Annotated in this window: 15 protein-coding genes and 2 pseudogenes; 11 read left to right on the top strand and 6 right to left on the bottom strand. The window is 73.1% G+C overall.

The window, feature by feature from the left end; genetic code table 11:
- Together AB8Z36_RS12075 and AB8Z36_RS12070 are read left to right on the top strand one after the other, a co-directional pair.
- A pseudogene (locus AB8Z36_RS12075) lies at positions 1–907 on the top strand (lactonase family protein); the annotation flags it as partial.
- A 94-nt stretch (positions 908–1,001) separates the two neighbouring features.
- Positions 1,002–1,316 (top strand): DUF1232 domain-containing protein, encoded by a 315-nt coding sequence (locus AB8Z36_RS12070; RefSeq protein ID WP_369213249.1) that lies wholly within the window; start codon positions 1,002–1,004, stop codon positions 1,314–1,316.
- Here AB8Z36_RS12070 and AB8Z36_RS12065 read toward each other — a convergent pair.
- The 3 genes from AB8Z36_RS12065 to AB8Z36_RS12055 form a co-directional block, all read right to left on the bottom strand.
- Positions 1,278–1,991 (bottom strand): DUF2470 domain-containing protein, encoded by a 714-nt coding sequence (locus AB8Z36_RS12065; RefSeq protein ID WP_369213248.1) that lies wholly within the window; start codon positions 1,989–1,991, stop codon positions 1,278–1,280. The two genes, AB8Z36_RS12070 and AB8Z36_RS12065, sit on opposite strands and share 39 nt — an antisense overlap.
- Positions 1,992–2,166: 175 nt before the next feature.
- A complete protein-coding gene (locus tag AB8Z36_RS12060; protein WP_369213247.1) occupies positions 2,167–2,823 on the bottom strand; it encodes an MBL fold metallo-hydrolase in 657 nt (218 codons plus the stop codon).
- Complete coding sequence (locus AB8Z36_RS12055) at positions 2,823–3,908, bottom strand: S-(hydroxymethyl)mycothiol dehydrogenase (RefSeq protein ID WP_369213246.1); 1,086 nt, start codon at positions 3,906–3,908, stop codon at positions 2,823–2,825. Before AB8Z36_RS12055 ends, AB8Z36_RS12060 begins: the two co-directional genes overlap by 1 nt.
- Positions 3,909–4,030: 122 nt before the next feature.
- Between AB8Z36_RS12055 and AB8Z36_RS12050 the strand changes: the two genes are divergently transcribed.
- The 3 genes from AB8Z36_RS12050 (at position 4,031) to AB8Z36_RS12040 (ending at position 5,705) form a co-directional block, all read left to right on the top strand.
- Positions 4,031–4,156, top strand: coding sequence for a hypothetical protein (locus AB8Z36_RS12050; RefSeq protein WP_369213245.1), 126 nt, complete (start codon positions 4,031–4,033; stop codon positions 4,154–4,156).
- A 42-nt stretch (positions 4,157–4,198) separates the two neighbouring features.
- Positions 4,199–5,002, top strand: a complete 804-nt coding sequence (locus tag AB8Z36_RS12045) for an ABC transporter permease (RefSeq protein WP_369213244.1) — start codon at positions 4,199–4,201, stop codon at positions 5,000–5,002.
- A gap of 214 nt (positions 5,003–5,216) precedes the next feature.
- Positions 5,217–5,705: a glutathione peroxidase gene (locus AB8Z36_RS12040; protein WP_369213243.1), complete on the top strand. Its 489-nt coding sequence runs from the start codon at positions 5,217–5,219 to the stop codon at positions 5,703–5,705.
- 81 nt (positions 5,706–5,786) lie between these two features.
- Here the strand turns inward: AB8Z36_RS12040 and AB8Z36_RS12035 are convergent, their stop codons facing one another.
- Entirely contained in the window at positions 5,787–5,981 is a 195-nt protein-coding gene (locus tag AB8Z36_RS12035) for a hypothetical protein (protein ID WP_369213242.1), read from the bottom strand.
- Positions 5,982–6,264: 283 nt separating this feature from the next.
- Here AB8Z36_RS12035 and AB8Z36_RS12030 point away from each other — a divergent pair, with 283 nt between their 5' ends.
- On the top strand, positions 6,265–7,470 hold the full coding sequence (locus AB8Z36_RS12030; RefSeq protein WP_369213241.1) for a D-alanyl-D-alanine carboxypeptidase family protein: 1,206 nt from the start codon (positions 6,265–6,267) through the stop codon (positions 7,468–7,470).
- A gap of 45 nt (positions 7,471–7,515) precedes the next feature.
- Positions 7,516–8,528 (top strand): annotated as a pseudogene (locus AB8Z36_RS12025) (Gfo/Idh/MocA family protein).
- Between the two features lie 28 nt (positions 8,529–8,556).
- Here the strand turns inward: AB8Z36_RS12025 and AB8Z36_RS12020 are convergent.
- Positions 8,557–9,648 (bottom strand): YihY/virulence factor BrkB family protein, encoded by a 1,092-nt coding sequence (locus AB8Z36_RS12020; protein WP_369213240.1) that lies wholly within the window; start codon positions 9,646–9,648, stop codon positions 8,557–8,559.
- A 59-nt stretch (positions 9,649–9,707) separates the two neighbouring features.
- A complete protein-coding gene (locus AB8Z36_RS12015) occupies positions 9,708–10,121 on the bottom strand; it encodes an SsgA family sporulation/cell division regulator (RefSeq protein ID WP_369213239.1) in 414 nt (137 codons plus the stop codon).
- Positions 10,122–10,395: 274 nt separating this feature from the next.
- Here AB8Z36_RS12015 and AB8Z36_RS12010 point away from each other — a divergent pair, with 274 nt between their 5' ends.
- The 4 genes from AB8Z36_RS12010 to AB8Z36_RS11995 form a co-directional block, all read left to right on the top strand.
- Positions 10,396–11,934 (top strand): ATP-dependent DNA ligase, encoded by a 1,539-nt coding sequence (locus tag AB8Z36_RS12010; RefSeq protein WP_369213238.1) that lies wholly within the window; start codon positions 10,396–10,398, stop codon positions 11,932–11,934.
- 147 nt (positions 11,935–12,081) lie between these two features.
- Complete coding sequence (locus AB8Z36_RS12005; protein ID WP_369213237.1) at positions 12,082–12,567, top strand: cation:proton antiporter regulatory subunit; 486 nt, start codon at positions 12,082–12,084, stop codon at positions 12,565–12,567.
- 4 nt (positions 12,568–12,571) lie between these two features.
- Complete coding sequence (locus AB8Z36_RS12000; protein WP_369213236.1) at positions 12,572–13,828, top strand: cation:proton antiporter; 1,257 nt, start codon at positions 12,572–12,574, stop codon at positions 13,826–13,828.
- A 144-nt stretch (positions 13,829–13,972) separates the two neighbouring features.
- On the top strand, positions 13,973–14,698 hold a 726-nt coding region (locus AB8Z36_RS11995), incomplete at its 3' end, for a hypothetical protein (protein ID WP_369213235.1).

Genomic DNA, 14,698 nt, shown 5'->3' with positions numbered 1-14,698 from the left:
CGACCACCGCGGCCTGCGGCTCCCCGGGTCCGCCGGAGCGCGGGCGCACCGAGTCCAGACGTACCGAGACGGCGYCGTCCGCCGCGCACCGGCCGCGCGGCGCGGGGCAGTTGTTCCTGGGGACGTACACCTCGCAGCAGGGCGGCGGCCAGGGAATCGGCCTGGCGTCGTACGACGACACCACGGGGCAGCTCACCGGCACCGGCCCCCGGGCGCGCTCGGCGAGCGGACCGACCTCGTCAGGCACTCGACGCCGCCGCCGGGACCCGGCCAGAACGGGCCGCACGCCCACCAGATCGTCACGGACCCCGGCGGCCGGTACGTCCTCGCCGTCGACCTGGGCAACGACACGGTCTACACCTACCGCCTCGACACCAAGGCGGGCACCTTGAGCCAGGTGTCGTCCGCGCGGCTGCGGGCGGGTGCGGGACCGCGCCACCTCGCCTTCCACCCCTCGGGGCGCTTCGCCTACCTCGCCAATGAGCTGGACGACACCGTGGTCGTCTGCGCGTACGACCCGGCCACCGGGCGGCTCACCCCGGGCGAGCCGCAGCCGACCGGCTCCGGCGACGGCACCAACTACCCGGCGCAGTTCGCGGTCACCCGGGAGGGGCGGTTCGCCTTCCTCGCCAACCGGGGGCACAACAGCGTCGCGCGGTACGCCGTCGAGGAGGACGGGGCCCGGCTGCGGCTGCTCGGCACGGTCTCCGTGGACGGGGACTTCCCCCGGCATCTGGCGCTCTCGCCCTCGGAGCGGCTGCTGTTCACCGCGAACCAGAAGTCGGGCTCGGTGAGCGTGTTCCAGGCCGACGCGGACACCGGCGCGCTCCGTCTGACGGGAAAGCCGTTCGCGGCGCCGGTCGCGGTGTGCGCGCTGCCCTTCCACGAGGCGGGCCGCACGGCCTGACGTGTCCCCGGGCCACGGGGACCGCGACTGTCCCGCCCTTCACAAGCGCGCGGCAGTCGCCGACCGGCGGCGTGAGTCGCTACCGTACAGAGGCATGAGCACGGAACTGACCGTTCTCCTCGTCGCCGCGGCCGTGCTGGTCGTCGCGACGCTCACCGTCGCTGTCCTGCTGCTCGTACGCCTCGTGCGTACCCGCCGCGATCTGCGCAGAGCCGGGCTCCCCGTCGACCGGCAGTGGGTCTTCTGGGGAGCCATCGCCTATCTGGTGCTCCCCGCCGACCTGCTGCCCGACCCCATCTTCCTCGACGACATCGGGGTGCTGCTCGTGGCGCTGAAGTCGATGCGGACGGCGGGCACGGCGGCGACGCGGTCAGCCTCCGACGGGCCGGCCGCGCCAGGACGCCGATAGCCGGGCCTTCATCAGCAGGGCGTGCATGCAGTCCGTCACCTGGGTGACGTCCTCGACGGTCTGGTGGAACGGCAGGCGTACGTCGGCCTGGCTGCGCGCCCGTTCGAGCCGCAGGGTGATGCCGTGCATGTCGATGGCGAGCGGCCGGACCCGGATCACGCCCTGGAGGCTGTCGGGGCTGATGAGGCGGGTGAGCTGTTCGACGGCGTCCGGATGGGCGTCGGCGAGATGCGTGAGCAGCCGGGACTCCGCCTCGGCGAGCGGATCGGGCACGGTCAGGGCGAGTTCGTCGAGCTCGATGGCCTGCCGCTCGCCGCTCCCCTCGTGCAGCACCGCGCAGGTCGGTTCGAAGAGGAGGTGCTCGCCGTCGTGGGTGAGCGCTCCGGAGAGCCAGAGGCGGGCGCGGACGCGCTCCCGCATCGGGACCGGCGCGACGTCGGCGAACTCGATCAGCGTGGACGGTTCACCGCGGGGTGCGCAGATGAGGGCGGCGGCGAGCGCGCTGTCCTCGGGCGGGCACAGCCGCAGTCTGCCGTCCTCGGTGACACTGTGCGCGCCCACGAGTTCGTCCCTGCCGATCTCCGTGGTCACCGCGCAGGACCATGCGGTGGCAAGCACGGAACGCGCGCGTGCCGCCGCTGTGGGCACGGTCGTGCTGCTGTGACGGACACCCATCCTGAACCTCCATTAGGTAAGCCTTGCCTAACTTATCGGAGATCGAGGGGCGTCGCCAGTACGCGACCACTGCGCGACGCGTACGCGAAAGGCCCCGCACGGCGAACCGTGCGGGGCCGTCCCGATATGACCGGTCCGAACAGGCCGGTCATGTCAGCGCCGTGTCATCGCCGCGTCAGTGCCCGCGGGCGATCCATTCCTGGAGGTGCGGCGCCTCGGCGCCGATCGTCGTGCTGTCACCGTGCCCGGTGCGCACCACCGTCTCGGCGGGCAGCGTCAGGAGCCGCTGCTCGATGGAGGCGACGATCGTCGGGAAGTCGCTGAAGGAGCGGCCCGTCGCCCCGGGACCGCCCGCGAAGAGCGTGTCGCCCGTGAAGACGGTGCCCAGCTCCGCGGCGTACAGGCTGACCGCGCCGTGGCAGTGGCCCGGCGTGTGCAGCACCTTCAGGACGGTGCCCGCGACCGTGAGCTCCTGCCCGTCGGAAAGATCGCCGTCGGGCGCCCGGTCGGGGTGGGTCAGCTTCCACAGCTCCGTGTCGGCCGGGTGCAGCAGGATCGGCGCGCCCGTGCGCTCGGCCAGGGCCGGAGCCGCGTCGATGTGGTCGTCGTGGGCGTGGGTGCAGACGACGGCGACAAGACGCCGGTCCCCCACCGCCTCGGCGATGGCGTCCGCGTCGTGCGCGGCGTCGATGACGACGCACTCGCTGTCGTCGCCCACGATCCAGACGTTGTTGTCGACATCCCAGGTGCCGCCGTCCAGGGAGAACGTCCCGGACGTGACGAGGTGGTCGACGCGCGCGCCCGAGGCGCTTCCCGTGGTCCCGGCGGCCATCAGAACACCACCACCGAACGCAGCACGTCACCATGGTGCATCCGCTCGAAGGCCTTCTCCACGTCCGCCAGGGCGATCGTCTCCGTGACGAAGGCGTCCAGGTCCAGGCGGCCCTGCTGGTAGAGGTCGATGAGCATCGGGAAGTCGCGCGAGGGCAGGCAGTCGCCGTACCAGCTCGACTTCAGCGAGCCGCCGCGGCCGAAGACGTCGAGCAGCGGCAGCTCGATCTTCATCTCCGGGGTCGGCACGCCGACCAGGACGACCGTGCCCGCGAGGTCGCGGGCGTAGAAGGCCTGCTCGTACGTCTCGGGGCGGCCGACCGCCTCGATGACGACGTCGGCGCCATGGCCGCCGGTCAGCTCGCGCACGGCCTCGACCGGGTCGGTCTCGCGGGAGTTGACGGTGTGGGTCGCGCCGAGGCTCCGCGCCGTCCGGAGCTTGTTGTCGTCGATGTCGACGGCGATGATCCGCGCGGCACCGGCCAGGCGGGCGCCCACGACGGCGGCATTGCCGACGCCACCGCAGCCGATGACGGCGACCGAGTCGCCGCGCCCGACATCGCCGGTGTTGATGGCGGCCCCGATGCCCGCCATCACTCCGCAGCCGAGCAGGCCCGCGGCGGCGGGCGAGGCGCCCGGGTCGACCTTGGTGCACTGCCCCGCCGCGACGAGGGTCTTCTCGGCGAAGGCTCCGATGCCGAGCGCCGGGGAGAGCTCCGTGCCGTCGGCCAGCGTCATCTTCTGCTCGGCGTTGTGCGTGGCGAAGCAGTACTGGGGCCGTCCGCGCCGACAGGCCCGGCACTGTCCGCAGACCGCACGCCAGTTGAGGATCACGAAGTCACCCGGCTCGACCTCGGTGACGCCCTCGCCGACCGACTCCACGACGCCCGCGGCCTCGTGCCCGAGCAGGAAGGGGAAGTCGTCGTTGATGCCGCCCTCGCGGTAGTGGAGGTCGGTGTGACAGACCCCGCACGCCTGGACCTTCACCACGGCCTCGCCCGGGCCCGGGTCCGGGACGGTGATGGTCTCGATCCGTACCGGCTCGCCCTTCGCGCGTGCGATCACGCCTTGCACCTGCTGCGCCATGACTACAGCCCTTCTCTCTCTGCACGTCTTTCCCGCCCCATCGTTACAGGTCGGGCACAGGCTGTCCGCAGCGGCACGGGATCGTCCCCCGAGGCCCACCCGGGGGCGGGGAGCTCTGCGCGGTGGCGCCCGGGGAAGACAGCGACCCGGGGGCGCGGCATCCCCGGGGGCTCGCGGCCTTCGCGGTCTTGGCAGTCCTCGCGGTCCTCGCGGTCCTCGCGGTCCTCGCGTACCTGAACAGGCCGTGAACCGCCCGGGGGCGGTGGCGCGACGGCCCCTAAGGTGGGCGCGTGCGTGATCTCGCTGCCCAGACGCTGCTGCCGGTCGGCCCGGCGCTCGCCGTGGTCCTTCCGGTGCTGCTGCTCCTGGCGGCGGCGACGGCGGCGGTCTTCCGGCTGACCCCTGACGGGTCGCGCGGGCGGGCGCGCGAGATCCTGTTGGCCGGGCTCCGCGCCACGGTGCAGCTGGGGGCCGTCTCGCTGGTGATCGGCTGGGTGGTGCACCACACGGCGGCGCTCTACGCCTTCCTGCTGCTGATGTGCGCCGTCGCCACCCGCACGGCGGGGCGCCGCATCACCCCGAACGGCACCTGGTGGCGGGCCGCGCTGCCCGTCGCGGGCCCCGTCGTCCCGGTGGTGACGGGGCTGACCCTCGCCGGGCTGCTGCCCGTGCGGGGCGTGGCGATGGTCCCCGTGACGGGCATCCTCATCGGCGGCGCGCTGACCGCCACGGTGCTGGCGGGGCGCCGCGCCCTGGACGAGCTGCACACCCGCTACGGCGAGTTCGAGGCGGGCCTCGCGCTCGGCCTCGCCGAACACGACGCCCGCCTCGAAGTCATCCGCCCCGCCGCCTCGGACGCCCTCCTGCCGGGCCTCGACCAGACCCGCACGGTGGGCCTGGTCACCCTGCCCGGCGCCTTCGTAGGCATGCTCCTGGGCGGCGCGTCCCCCCTTCTGGCCGGAGCGGTACAACTCTTCGTCCTCCTGGCCCTGCTGGCCATCCAGGCGGTGTCGGTGGCCCTGACGGTCGAACTGATCGCCAGGGGGCATCTGCATCGCGCCACGAATCCTCAAGGCCGACCTACGGGTCGTTGAAGTCGCGACCGTGCTGCTCTTGGCCGCGTGTGGCAGCGCAGGTACGGCCGACGAGCACCCGACATCCGTCGCCTCATCCGCCGGTGGGGCGGTGCCCGCCGAAAGCAGGGGCTGGCGGCGGGTGACGCCCGACGGCGAGGCAGTCAGTAGCCGCACTGGTCCAGGGCGGCTGCGACGGCCCTGACCGCCGCTACCGGGGCGTAGGCTCCCCACCATGTCTGTCTACGAAGAAGAAATCGGTGCCCTCACGGGCGGCTCCGCCGACCTGAAGCGGTACGAAGGCAAGGTTGTTCTCGTCGTCAACGTCGCCTCCAAGTGTGGGCTCACCCCGCAGTACGCGGGTCTGGAGCGGCTGCACGAGCAGTACGCGGCGCGCGGGTTCAGCGTGCTCGGTGTGCCCTGCAATCAGTTTATGGGGCAGGAGCCGGGTACGTCCGAGGAGATCGCGGAGTTCTGCTCGGCGACGTACGGCGTCACGTTCCCGATGACGGAGAAGGTCGACGTCAACGGGGGCGGGCGGCATCCGCTGTACACGCGGCTCGTCAGCACTCCGGACGCCGAGGGCTATACCGGCGACATCAGGTGGAACTTCGAGAAGTTCCTGGTGGACGCTTCGGGCGACCCTGTAGCGCGCTTCTCCCCGCAGACCGAGCCCGACGCTCCGGAACTCGTCGCCGCCATCGAGAAGCACCTGCCCGCCTAGTACGTACCGGACCTCGTACGTACCGGGTGCGGAGGGGCCCGCCCCGTGAGCCAGGGCCCCTCCGCCGCGTGCCCGGCGGTCTCAGGCCGCCGGGGCCGGCTTGGTGCCGAGGCGGACCGCACCGGCCACCGCCGCGACCCCGAACGCCGCGACGGCGGCGCCGACGGTCACGGCGCCGGGTGCTCCGGCGCCGATCGTGCCCGCGGTGGTCCCGCCGATCGCGGTCAGCGAGGCGGCCATCACCGCGGCGATGCGTTTACGGCTGGGGAGTTCCATCTGCGTTCCTCGCCCTCGTTGCCCTCGTTGCGATCCTGACAGGCGGTCGTGGAAGGCGCGTACCCGCCCTCGTCATGAACAGACCGCCGGGAGCGTCTCGCGCGACGCCCGCGCCGCCTCTGTACAGGCCCGCCCGGAACCTCCGTGGCGGATGGCACGCGCGCACCAGCGGGGGCGAGTGTGACCGGCCCCCCACGCCGTCCCGCCCCGCGGCGACCGCGCGATACATCCGGGCGGGCCAAGCCGATCTGCGGAGTCGCGGTCGCGCTCATACGGTGACTGAATGGTCATCAGGTACCTTTCGCGCTCCCCCTCCGTCCGCACCGCGGCCCTCGCGCTCGGGGCTCTGGTCCTCCTGTCCACACCCGCCCTGTCCACACCCGCCTCGGCCGCCGACGCCCCGGCGGAGCCCGCGCCGCCGCGGCCCCTTCCCGCGTACTCCTCCGCCCTCCTCGACAAGCCCGGCGTGCAGGTCAGGCTGGGTCCCGGCGCGCCGCAGGTGCCCGATCGGGTGTCCGCGCTCGCCTGGGTGGTGGCCGACGCCCGCACGGGTGAGGTGCTCGCCGCGCGGAACGCCCACCGCCCGCTGCCGCCCGCCTCGACGCTCAAGTCGCTCTTCGCCCTCGCGGTCCTGCCGCACCTGGACGCCGGGAGCAGGCACCTGGTCGCCCAGCGCGAGCTCGACCAGGTCGGTGACGGCAGCAGCCTGGTCGGGGTGGCGCCCGGCCGCGACTACCGCGTCGCCGACCTGTGGCGCGGCGTCTTCCTCAGCTCGGGCAACGACGCGGTGCACGTCCTCGCGCGGCTCAACGGCGGCCTGGACCGCTCCATCCAGCAGATGCGGGACAAGGCGGCGGAGCTGGGCGCGAGGGACACGCACGTGGTCTCGCCCGACGGCTACGACGCCGACGGACAGGTGTCGTCCGCGTACGACCTGGCGGTCTTCGGCAGGGCCGGGATCGCCGACCCGCAGTTCTCCCGCTACTGCTCGACGCGTGTCGCCCAGTTCCCCGCGGGCGGCTGGTCGTACCCCATCCAGAACACCAACCGGCTCCTGACCGGCGCGGACGGCGTCGCGCCGTACCCGGGGCTGCTCGGCGTCAAGAACGGCTACACCAGCCACGCGGGCGCCACCCTGATCAGCGCGGCCGAGCGGGACGGGCGCACGCTCGTGGTGACGGTGCTCAACCCGCAGGAGGGCGGCGGGCACGCCGTGTACGAGGAGACCAGGGCCCTGCTCGACTGGGGCTTCGCAGCGGCGGGGAAGGTGCGCCCGGTGGGGTCGCTGCTTCCGCCGCCCGCGAAGGTCGCCCGCGCTCAGGGGCCCGGGGAGAGCGGCCTGATGGACCCCGACGACTCCGACTGGCCGGCGCTCATGATGGTCGTGGCGGGCTCGGTCGCGGTGCTCGCGGGCCTGGTCATCGCGGTGCGGCGGCGGGCGGCTACGGTGTCCCGGCGTACGGACGCGAAGAAGAAGATCGTCGAGTGAGGGCCCGCCGCCGCGCGGGCTCCGCGTGAGCGCGGGAGACGTCGGATGGCTGGAGCGCTGGGGGTGGCCGTGCTCGGCGCGGGCCACATGGGGGCCGACCACATACGGCGGATCGGCGGCACGGTGGGCGGGGCCCGCGTCGTGGCGGTCGCCGATCCCGACACCGCGCGGGCCGAGGCCGCGGTGGCCGGGAGGCCCGGGGTGTCCGTGCACGGCGACGCCCTGGCCGCGCTCGACGCCCCCGGCGTGGAGGCGGTCCTGGTGGCCTCGCCCGAGGGGGCGCACGAGGAGGCGCTGCTCGCGGCGTGCGCGCGGGGCCTGCCGGTGCTCTGCGAGAAGCCGCTGACGCCGGACTCCGCGTCGGCGCTGCGGGTGGTCGAGGCCGAGGCACGGCTGGGGCGCAGGCTGATCCAGGTGGGGTTCATGCGCCGGTACGACGCGGAGTACGCGGCCCTGAAGGCACTGCTCGACTCCGGGCGGCTCGGCCGCCCCCTCATGCTGCACTGCCGCCACCGCAATGTGTCCTCTCCCCCGTACTTCACCTCGTCGATGCTGATCAGCAGCTCCGTCTCGCACGAGATCGACGCGGCCCGCTGGCTGCTCGGCCAGGAGATCACCGCCGTGACGGTGCTGCGCCCCGCACCCTCCTCCGGCGCCCCCGGTGGCCTGCTCGATCCGCAGCTGGTGCTCTTCGAGACCTCCGGCGGCGCGGTCGTCGACGTGGAGATCTTCGTCAACTGCGGCTTCGGCTACGAGGTGCGGTGCGAGGCGGTCTGCGAGCACGGCAGCGCCCAGGTGGGTGAGGCCCACTCCATGGTCGTCCGCTCGGCGGGCGGCGCGCGCGAGGACGTGCCCCGGACTATCTGGTCCGCTTCGCCGACGCCTACGACCGTGAGGTGCGCGCCTGGGCCGCCGACGCCCGCGCGGGCCGCGTCAGGGGCCCGAGCGCGTGGGACGGCTACGCGGCGGCGGTCGTGGCCGAGGCCGGGGTCGCGGCTCTTGAGGGCGGGCGGCGCACGGCGGTCGAGCTGGCGCGGCGGCCCGCCCTGTACGGCTGAGGCTGAGGGAGCGGCGGAGGCCGGGGGGTCACGGCTCCCCGTGGCCGGAGCCGAACCGCCTGCGGTCCCGCTCGTCCCACTTGGTGGTGTCGCGCGGTTCGACGTAGGGCTCCTCGTCCGGCGGATGGCCACCGGCGATGGCCCGCTGCCGGGAGGTCTCGGCGTCGAATTCCAGGCCGAGCAGGATCGCGAGGTTGGTGATCCACAGCCACACCAGGAAGACGATGATCCCGGCGAAGGTGCCGTAGGTCTTGTTGTACGAGGCGAAGTTCGCCACGTACAGCGCGAAGGCGGCGGAGGCGATCAGCCAGATCAGCAGGGCGAGCAGGCTGCCCGGGGTGACCCAGCGCAGACCGCGGACCTTGGCGTTGGGCGTGGCCCAGTACAGGATGGCGATCATGACCGTGACCAGCAGGACGAGCACCGGCCACTTGGCGATCGACCAGACGGTCAGCGCGGTGTCGCCGACGCCGAACGCGGTGCCCGCCTGCTGGGCCAGCGGTCCGGTGAAGACCACGATCAGCGCGCTGAGCACGGCGAGGACCATCAGGACGACGGTGACGCCGACGCGGACCGGCAGCACCTTCCAGACCGGGCGGCCCTCGGGGATGTCGTAGACGGCGTTGGCCGAACGGATGAACGCGGCCACGTAGCCGGAGGCGGACCAGACGGCCAGGACGACGCCCACGACGGCCATCAGGGAGCCGACTCCGGCGTTGCCCTGGAGCTGCCGCACCGCGTTGGTGATCACTTCGCGTGCGGCGCCGGGCGTGAGCTGGGTGAGGTTGTCGAGCACCTTGTCCGTGGTGGACCTTCCGGCGATGCCGAGCAGGGAGACCAGGACCAGGAGCGCGGGGAACAGCGCCAGGACGCCGTAGTACGTCAGGGCCGCCGCGCGGTCGGTGAGCTCGTCGCGCTGGAACTCGGCCATGGTCCGGCGCAGCACGTCCCGCCACGACTTCTTGCCGAGGGCCGTGGGTGTGGCCGGTGCCTGCCGCTCCACCTCGGGCTCGGGCCCGTAATCCGGGCCGGGTCCGCCGTATACGTCCTGACCGGATTTGTCCTGCCCGGATTCGCCCTGACCGGATTCGCCCTGACCGGATTCATGTCGCCGTGTCATGCGTCCAGGAGTACCTGTGCTCCGCGCCGCTCGCACGCGGGCCGGAAGCCGGATGGCGGTCAGACGCCGCCGAGCAACCGGGAGAGGCCTTGGTCGAGATCGAGGCTGGTCTCCTCGTCCCCGGCGGGGACGCTGGCGTAGGTGCGCGACAGGAAGCGGCGCAGCACGGGGGTGTCGAACTGGACCAGGGCCAGACCCTGGTGCGAGTGGAACTCAAGGACCGTGCGCGACCGGCCGGAGGGCCATATGTGCACGTCACCGCCGCCCGCGGGGGAGGTGAGTCCGTCGTCGAGGAGCTGGCGGGCGAAGATCCAGGTGACCTCCATGCCGTCGAGCGAGGCCTCGGAGGGGAAGGTGATCTGCACGGCGAGCGGGTCGGCCGCCGAGTAGCGCAGGACCACGGCCAGGGCGCGCTCGCGGCCGTCCGGGGTGACGAGGCGAGCGCGGGCGGGCTGCTGGAGGGTGTCGGCCATGATCGAGCTCCACTTCTGCTGTTCCAGTTCTCGGGACCCCCTGCGGTGGGGTCCCCATGCCCTTAGGACCCGTGACATGGCCCTCCATTACGGCGGCGCGCCGAAAGGTTCATGTGACCTGAGTCACTCTCCTCGGTCGGTGAGGCGTCGCGGCGGCACATGGTCGGCCGTGCCGCCGCGCCTCCCGAGTGCCCGTCACAGCGGAGTGCACACGTACCTCTGGTGACCACCGGCCCCGGCTGCGCCACGCCCGGGACCGATGCAGGATGGCCCCATGCTGCTCGCCCGGCTCGCCCACGTGTCCAAGGAAGTGGCCGCCACTTCCGCCCGTACGAGGAAGATCGCCCTGCTCGCCGAGCTGTTCCGCGCGGCCGAGCCGGAGGACGTGCCGATCGTCATCCCCTATCTCGCGGGACGGCTGCCCCAGGGGCGGCTCGGCATCGGGTGGAGCACGCTCAAGGAGGCGGGACCGCCCGCCGACGAGGCGACACTGACCGTGGCCGGTGTGGACGCGGCGCTGACCGCGATCGGCGCGGTGTCCGGCGCCGGGTCCCAGGCCGAGCGCAGACGCCTGGTGGGCGAGTTGATGGGGGCCGCCACCGCCGACGAGCAGAAGCTCCTTGTCGGTCTGCTCACCGGCGAGCTGCGCCAGGGCGCCCTGGACGCGGTCGCCGTCGAGGGCCTCGCGGTGGCCACGCAGGCGCCGCCGGACGCCGTGCGGCGCTCGGTGATGTTCGCCGGGGGCGTGGCGCCGGTCGCCGAGGCGCTGCTCGCCCGTGGCGTCGCGGCGCTCGACGAGTTCCGGCTGACGGTGGGCCGCCCCCTCCAGCCGATGCTGGCGCAGGGCGCCACGTCGGTCGCCGAGGGCATCGACAAGGTCGGCGCGTGCGCCGTCGAGGAGAAGCTGGACGGCATCCGCGTCCAGGTGCACCGCAGCGGGGACGACGTACGCGTCTACACGCGCACCCTGGACGACATCACCGACCGGCTGCCCGAACTGACGGCGGCGGCCCGGGAGCTCGCGGGCGAGCACTTCATCCTGGACGGCGAGGTCATCGCCCTCGGCGACGACGGGCGCCCGCGGCCCTTCCAGGACATCGCCGGGCGGGTCGGCTCGCGCGTCGACGTGGCCGCCGCGGCGGCCGAGCTGCCCCTGTCGCCGGTCTTCTTCGACGCCCTGTCGGTGGCGGGCCGCGACCTGGTCGACCTGCCGCTCGGCGAGCGCCACACGGAACTCGCCGCCCTGGTCCCCGAGCCGATGCGGGTCCGCCGCACCCTGGTCGAGGACCCGGCCGACGAGCGGCAGCGCGCCGCGGCCCAGGAGTTCTTCGAGGCGACGCTCGGGCGCGGCCACGAGGGTGTGGTGCTCAAGTCGCTCGACGCCCCCTACAACGCGGGCCGCCGGGGTGCCTCCTGGGTGAAGGTGAAGCCCGTGCACACCCTTGACCTGGTGATCCTCGCCGCCGAGTGGGGCTCGGGCCGCCGCACCGGCAAGCTCTCCAACCTGCACCTGGGCGCCCGGCGCCCGGACGGGACCTTCGCCATGCTCGGCAAGACCTTCAAGGGCATGACGGACGCGATGCTCGCCTGGCAGACCGAGCGGCTCCAGGAGCTGGCGGTCAGCGCGGACGACTTCGTCGTACGGGTCCGCCCCGAGCTGGTGGTGGAGATCGCCTACGACGGACTCCAGCGCTCCTCGCGCTATCCGGCGGGCGTCACCCTGCGCTTCGCCCGCGTCGTGCGCTACCGCGAGGACAAGCCCGCCGACCAGGCGGACACCGTCGAGACGGTCCTCGCCCGGCGCACCCCCTGAGCGACCGGCCCCGAGCGACCCCCACAGCGCCGAGCCCGAACGACCCCTACAGCGGTGAGACCGTGTCCCGCGCGTAATTTTGCCAATCCTTAACGCCCGATAGGGTGACAGGCCGGGGTTGATCACTCATGACGCAAGGGGAGAGCTGTGCCCGCATCACGCCTCAGCCGTACGCCGCTTCCAGGCATCGGCATCCGGTACGACCTGACCACCCGAGAACAGCGGCGGCTCTCGGTGGTCGCGCACCGGGACGGTGCCCGCACCCTGAGCGCCTACCGCTCGGACGACCCCGACGAGTGCGCGATGTCGCTGCGCCTCAGCTCGGGTGAGGCGGACGCGCTGATCGACGCGCTGATGCCCTCGCATCACAGCCCGAACCTGCTGCACACCACCGACCTCGGCCTGGTCGCCGAGCGGGTGCTGCTCTCGGCGACCTCACACTGGAACGGGCGCCTCCTCGGCGAGACCCGGATGCGCACCGAGACCGGCGTCTCGATCGTCGCGGTCCTGCGGCGGGCCGAGGCCATCCCCTCCCCCGCCCCCGACTTCCGCCTCGCGGGCGGCGACACCCTCATCGTGATCGGCACCCGCGAAGGCGTGGAGACGGCCGCGACGATACTCGGGCGGGAGTGATCGCGTGCACTCCGCTGTCTTCCTGATCGAGTTCGGCGCGATCATCCTGGCCCTCGGCCTGCTCGGCAGATTCGCCGGGCGCTTCCAGTTCTCGCCGATCCCGCTGTACCTGCTCGCGGGCCTCGCGTTCGGCCAGGGCGGGCTCCTGCCGCTCGGCGCCAGCGAGGAGTTCGTCGCCATCGGCGCCGAGATCGGCGTCATCCTGCTGCTGCTGATGCTCGGCCTGGAGTACACCGCGAGCGACCTCGTCAGCAACCTCAAGACGCAGTACCCCGCCGGTCTCGTCGACATGACGCTCAACGCCGTCCCCGGCTTCGTCGCCGCGCTCCTGATGGGCTGGGGCCCGGTCGCCGCCGTGGTCCTCGCGGGCGTCACCTGGATCTCGTCCTCCGGCGTCATCGCCAAGGTCCTCGGCGACCTCGGACGGCTCGGCAACCGCGAGACCCCGGTCATCCTCAGCATCCTCGTCCTCGAAGACCTGGCGATGGCCGTCTACCTGCCGATCATCACCGCGCTCCTCGCGGGCGTCGGCCTGGCCGCGGGCAGCCTCACGCTGGCCATCGCGCTCGGCGCGGCCGGGATCGTGCTCTTCCTCGCGGTGCGCTACGGACGGCTGATCTCCCGCTTCGTCTCCAGCGACGACCCCGAGAAGCTGCTCCTCGTGGTGCTCGGCCTGACCATCCTGGTCGCCGGGCTCGCCCAGCAGCTCCAGGTGTCCGCCGCCGTCGGCGCCTTCCTGGTCGGCATCGCGCTCTCCGGTGAGGTCGCCGAGGGAGCCCACTCGCTGCTCGCTCCGCTGCGGGACCTCTTCGCCGCCGTCTTCTTCGTCTTCTTCGGCCTGCACACCGACCCCGCGAGCATCCCGCCCGTCCTGCTCCCGGCCCTCGCGCTCGCCGTCCTCACCGCGCTCACGAAGATCGCCACCGGTTACTGGGCGGCCCGCAGGGCGGGCGTCTCCGTCCGGGGACGCTGGCGCGCGGGCGGCGCACTGGTGGCGCGGGGCGAGTTCTCCATCGTCATCGCCGGACTCGCGGTCGCCGCGGGCATCGAACCCATGCTCGGGCCGCTGGCCACGGCGTACGTCCTGATCCTCGTCATCATCGGCCCGCTGACGGCCCGCTACACCCAGCCCGTCGCACAGTACGCGGGCGGCCTCATCGCCCGGCGCCGCGGCCTCCCGGACACCGCCGCCGCGCACGTCCCCGGACCGCGCGAGACCGTCGAGTCCCTGGACGGACAGGACGCGGGCGACCGCTCCTAGCGCCTTTCGATCTGCTGAGCCCGAGCCGTACCCGAGAGCCTTCGGCCTCACGGGTACGGCTCGCGCGTTACGTGTAGAGGGCATGTGTAGTGGACTCCGGGACTGCCGCCCACGGCTCCGGCCACGCCTGGCACGATGCTCCCCATGACCTCAGGGCCCGCCTTCCGCCTCGCACGAGCCGCCGTGTTCGCGGCCGTGTGCGTGGTGGCGACGGCCCTGGGTCACGCGCTCATGTCCGGTGCCCCGCTGCCCTGGTGGGCGGTGGCCTACGCGTTCGCCGCCACATCGGCCGCCGCGTGGTGGCTGACCGGGCGCGAACGCGGGGCCGTGGAAGTCACCGCCGCCACCGTCACGGCACAGCTCGCCCTGCACGAACTCTTCGGTCTCGCCCAGCGGGTGAGCGCCCCGGGACCCGCGCGGATGCCCCTGACCGCCACGTCGCCGCCCACGTCCACGTCCATGTCCATGGGCGGCGACATGGCGCACATGGCCCATCCGATGCCCTCGGCACCGGCCTCGGGCCACGCGGCGATGCCGGACGAGGGCGTCTCGCACTGGATCATGTCCGTCTTCGGGCACAGCGGCTCCGGGATGTTCCTCGCCCACCTCACCGCCGCGCTGCTCTGCGCCCTGTGGCTGTGGCGCGGCGAGGCCGCCGCCTTCCGCACCGGACGCGCCCTCGCCGCCGCCGTCTTCGTACCGCTGCGGCTGGTCCCCCCCCCCCAGTGCGAGACGCCCTCGTCCGGCATCGCCGCGTGGCCCGAGGCCGGTGCCGAGGGCATCGGATGGGCCATGTGCGCCATGTCGCCGCCCACGTCCACGTCCATGTCCATGGGCGGCGACATGGCGCACATGGACATGGACGTGGAC

The organism is Streptomyces flavofungini (assembly GCF_041028215.1).
GTDB lineage: Bacteria > Actinomycetota > Actinomycetes > Streptomycetales > Streptomycetaceae > Streptomyces > Streptomyces flavofungini_B.
Note: the sequence above shows the minus strand (reverse complement) of the source record. Positions and strands in the feature narration are given on the sequence as shown.

Bases quoted from the DNA above. Each gene is read 5' to 3' on its own strand.
- AB8Z36_RS12070 (WP_369213249.1), top strand. From the start codon at position 1,002: ATGAGCACGGAACTGACCGTTCTCCTCGTCGCCGCGGCCGTGCTGGTC.
- AB8Z36_RS12010 (WP_369213238.1), top strand. From the start codon at position 10,396: ATGCTGCTCGCCCGGCTCGCCCACGTGTCCAAGGAAGTGGCCGCCACT.
- AB8Z36_RS12035 (WP_369213242.1), bottom strand. From the start codon at position 5,981: ATGGAACTCCCCAGCCGTAAACGCATCGCCGCGGTGATGGCCGCCTCG.
- AB8Z36_RS12055 (WP_369213246.1), bottom strand. From the start codon at position 3,908: ATGGCGCAGCAGGTGCAAGGCGTGATCGCACGCGCGAAGGGCGAGCCG.
- AB8Z36_RS12065 (WP_369213248.1), bottom strand. From the start codon at position 1,991: ATGGGTGTCCGTCACAGCAGCACGACCGTGCCCACAGCGGCGGCACGC.
- AB8Z36_RS12015 (WP_369213239.1), bottom strand. From the start codon at position 10,121: ATGGCCGACACCCTCCAGCAGCCCGCCCGCGCTCGCCTCGTCACCCCG.
- AB8Z36_RS12040 (WP_369213243.1), top strand. From the start codon at position 5,217: ATGTCTGTCTACGAAGAAGAAATCGGTGCCCTCACGGGCGGCTCCGCC.
- AB8Z36_RS12060 (WP_369213247.1), bottom strand. From the start codon at position 2,823: ATGGCCGCCGGGACCACGGGAAGCGCCTCGGGCGCGCGCGTCGACCAC.
- AB8Z36_RS12030 (WP_369213241.1), top strand. From the start codon at position 6,265: ATGGTCATCAGGTACCTTTCGCGCTCCCCCTCCGTCCGCACCGCGGCC.
- AB8Z36_RS12020 (WP_369213240.1), bottom strand. From the start codon at position 9,648: ATGACACGGCGACATGAATCCGGTCAGGGCGAATCCGGTCAGGGCGAA.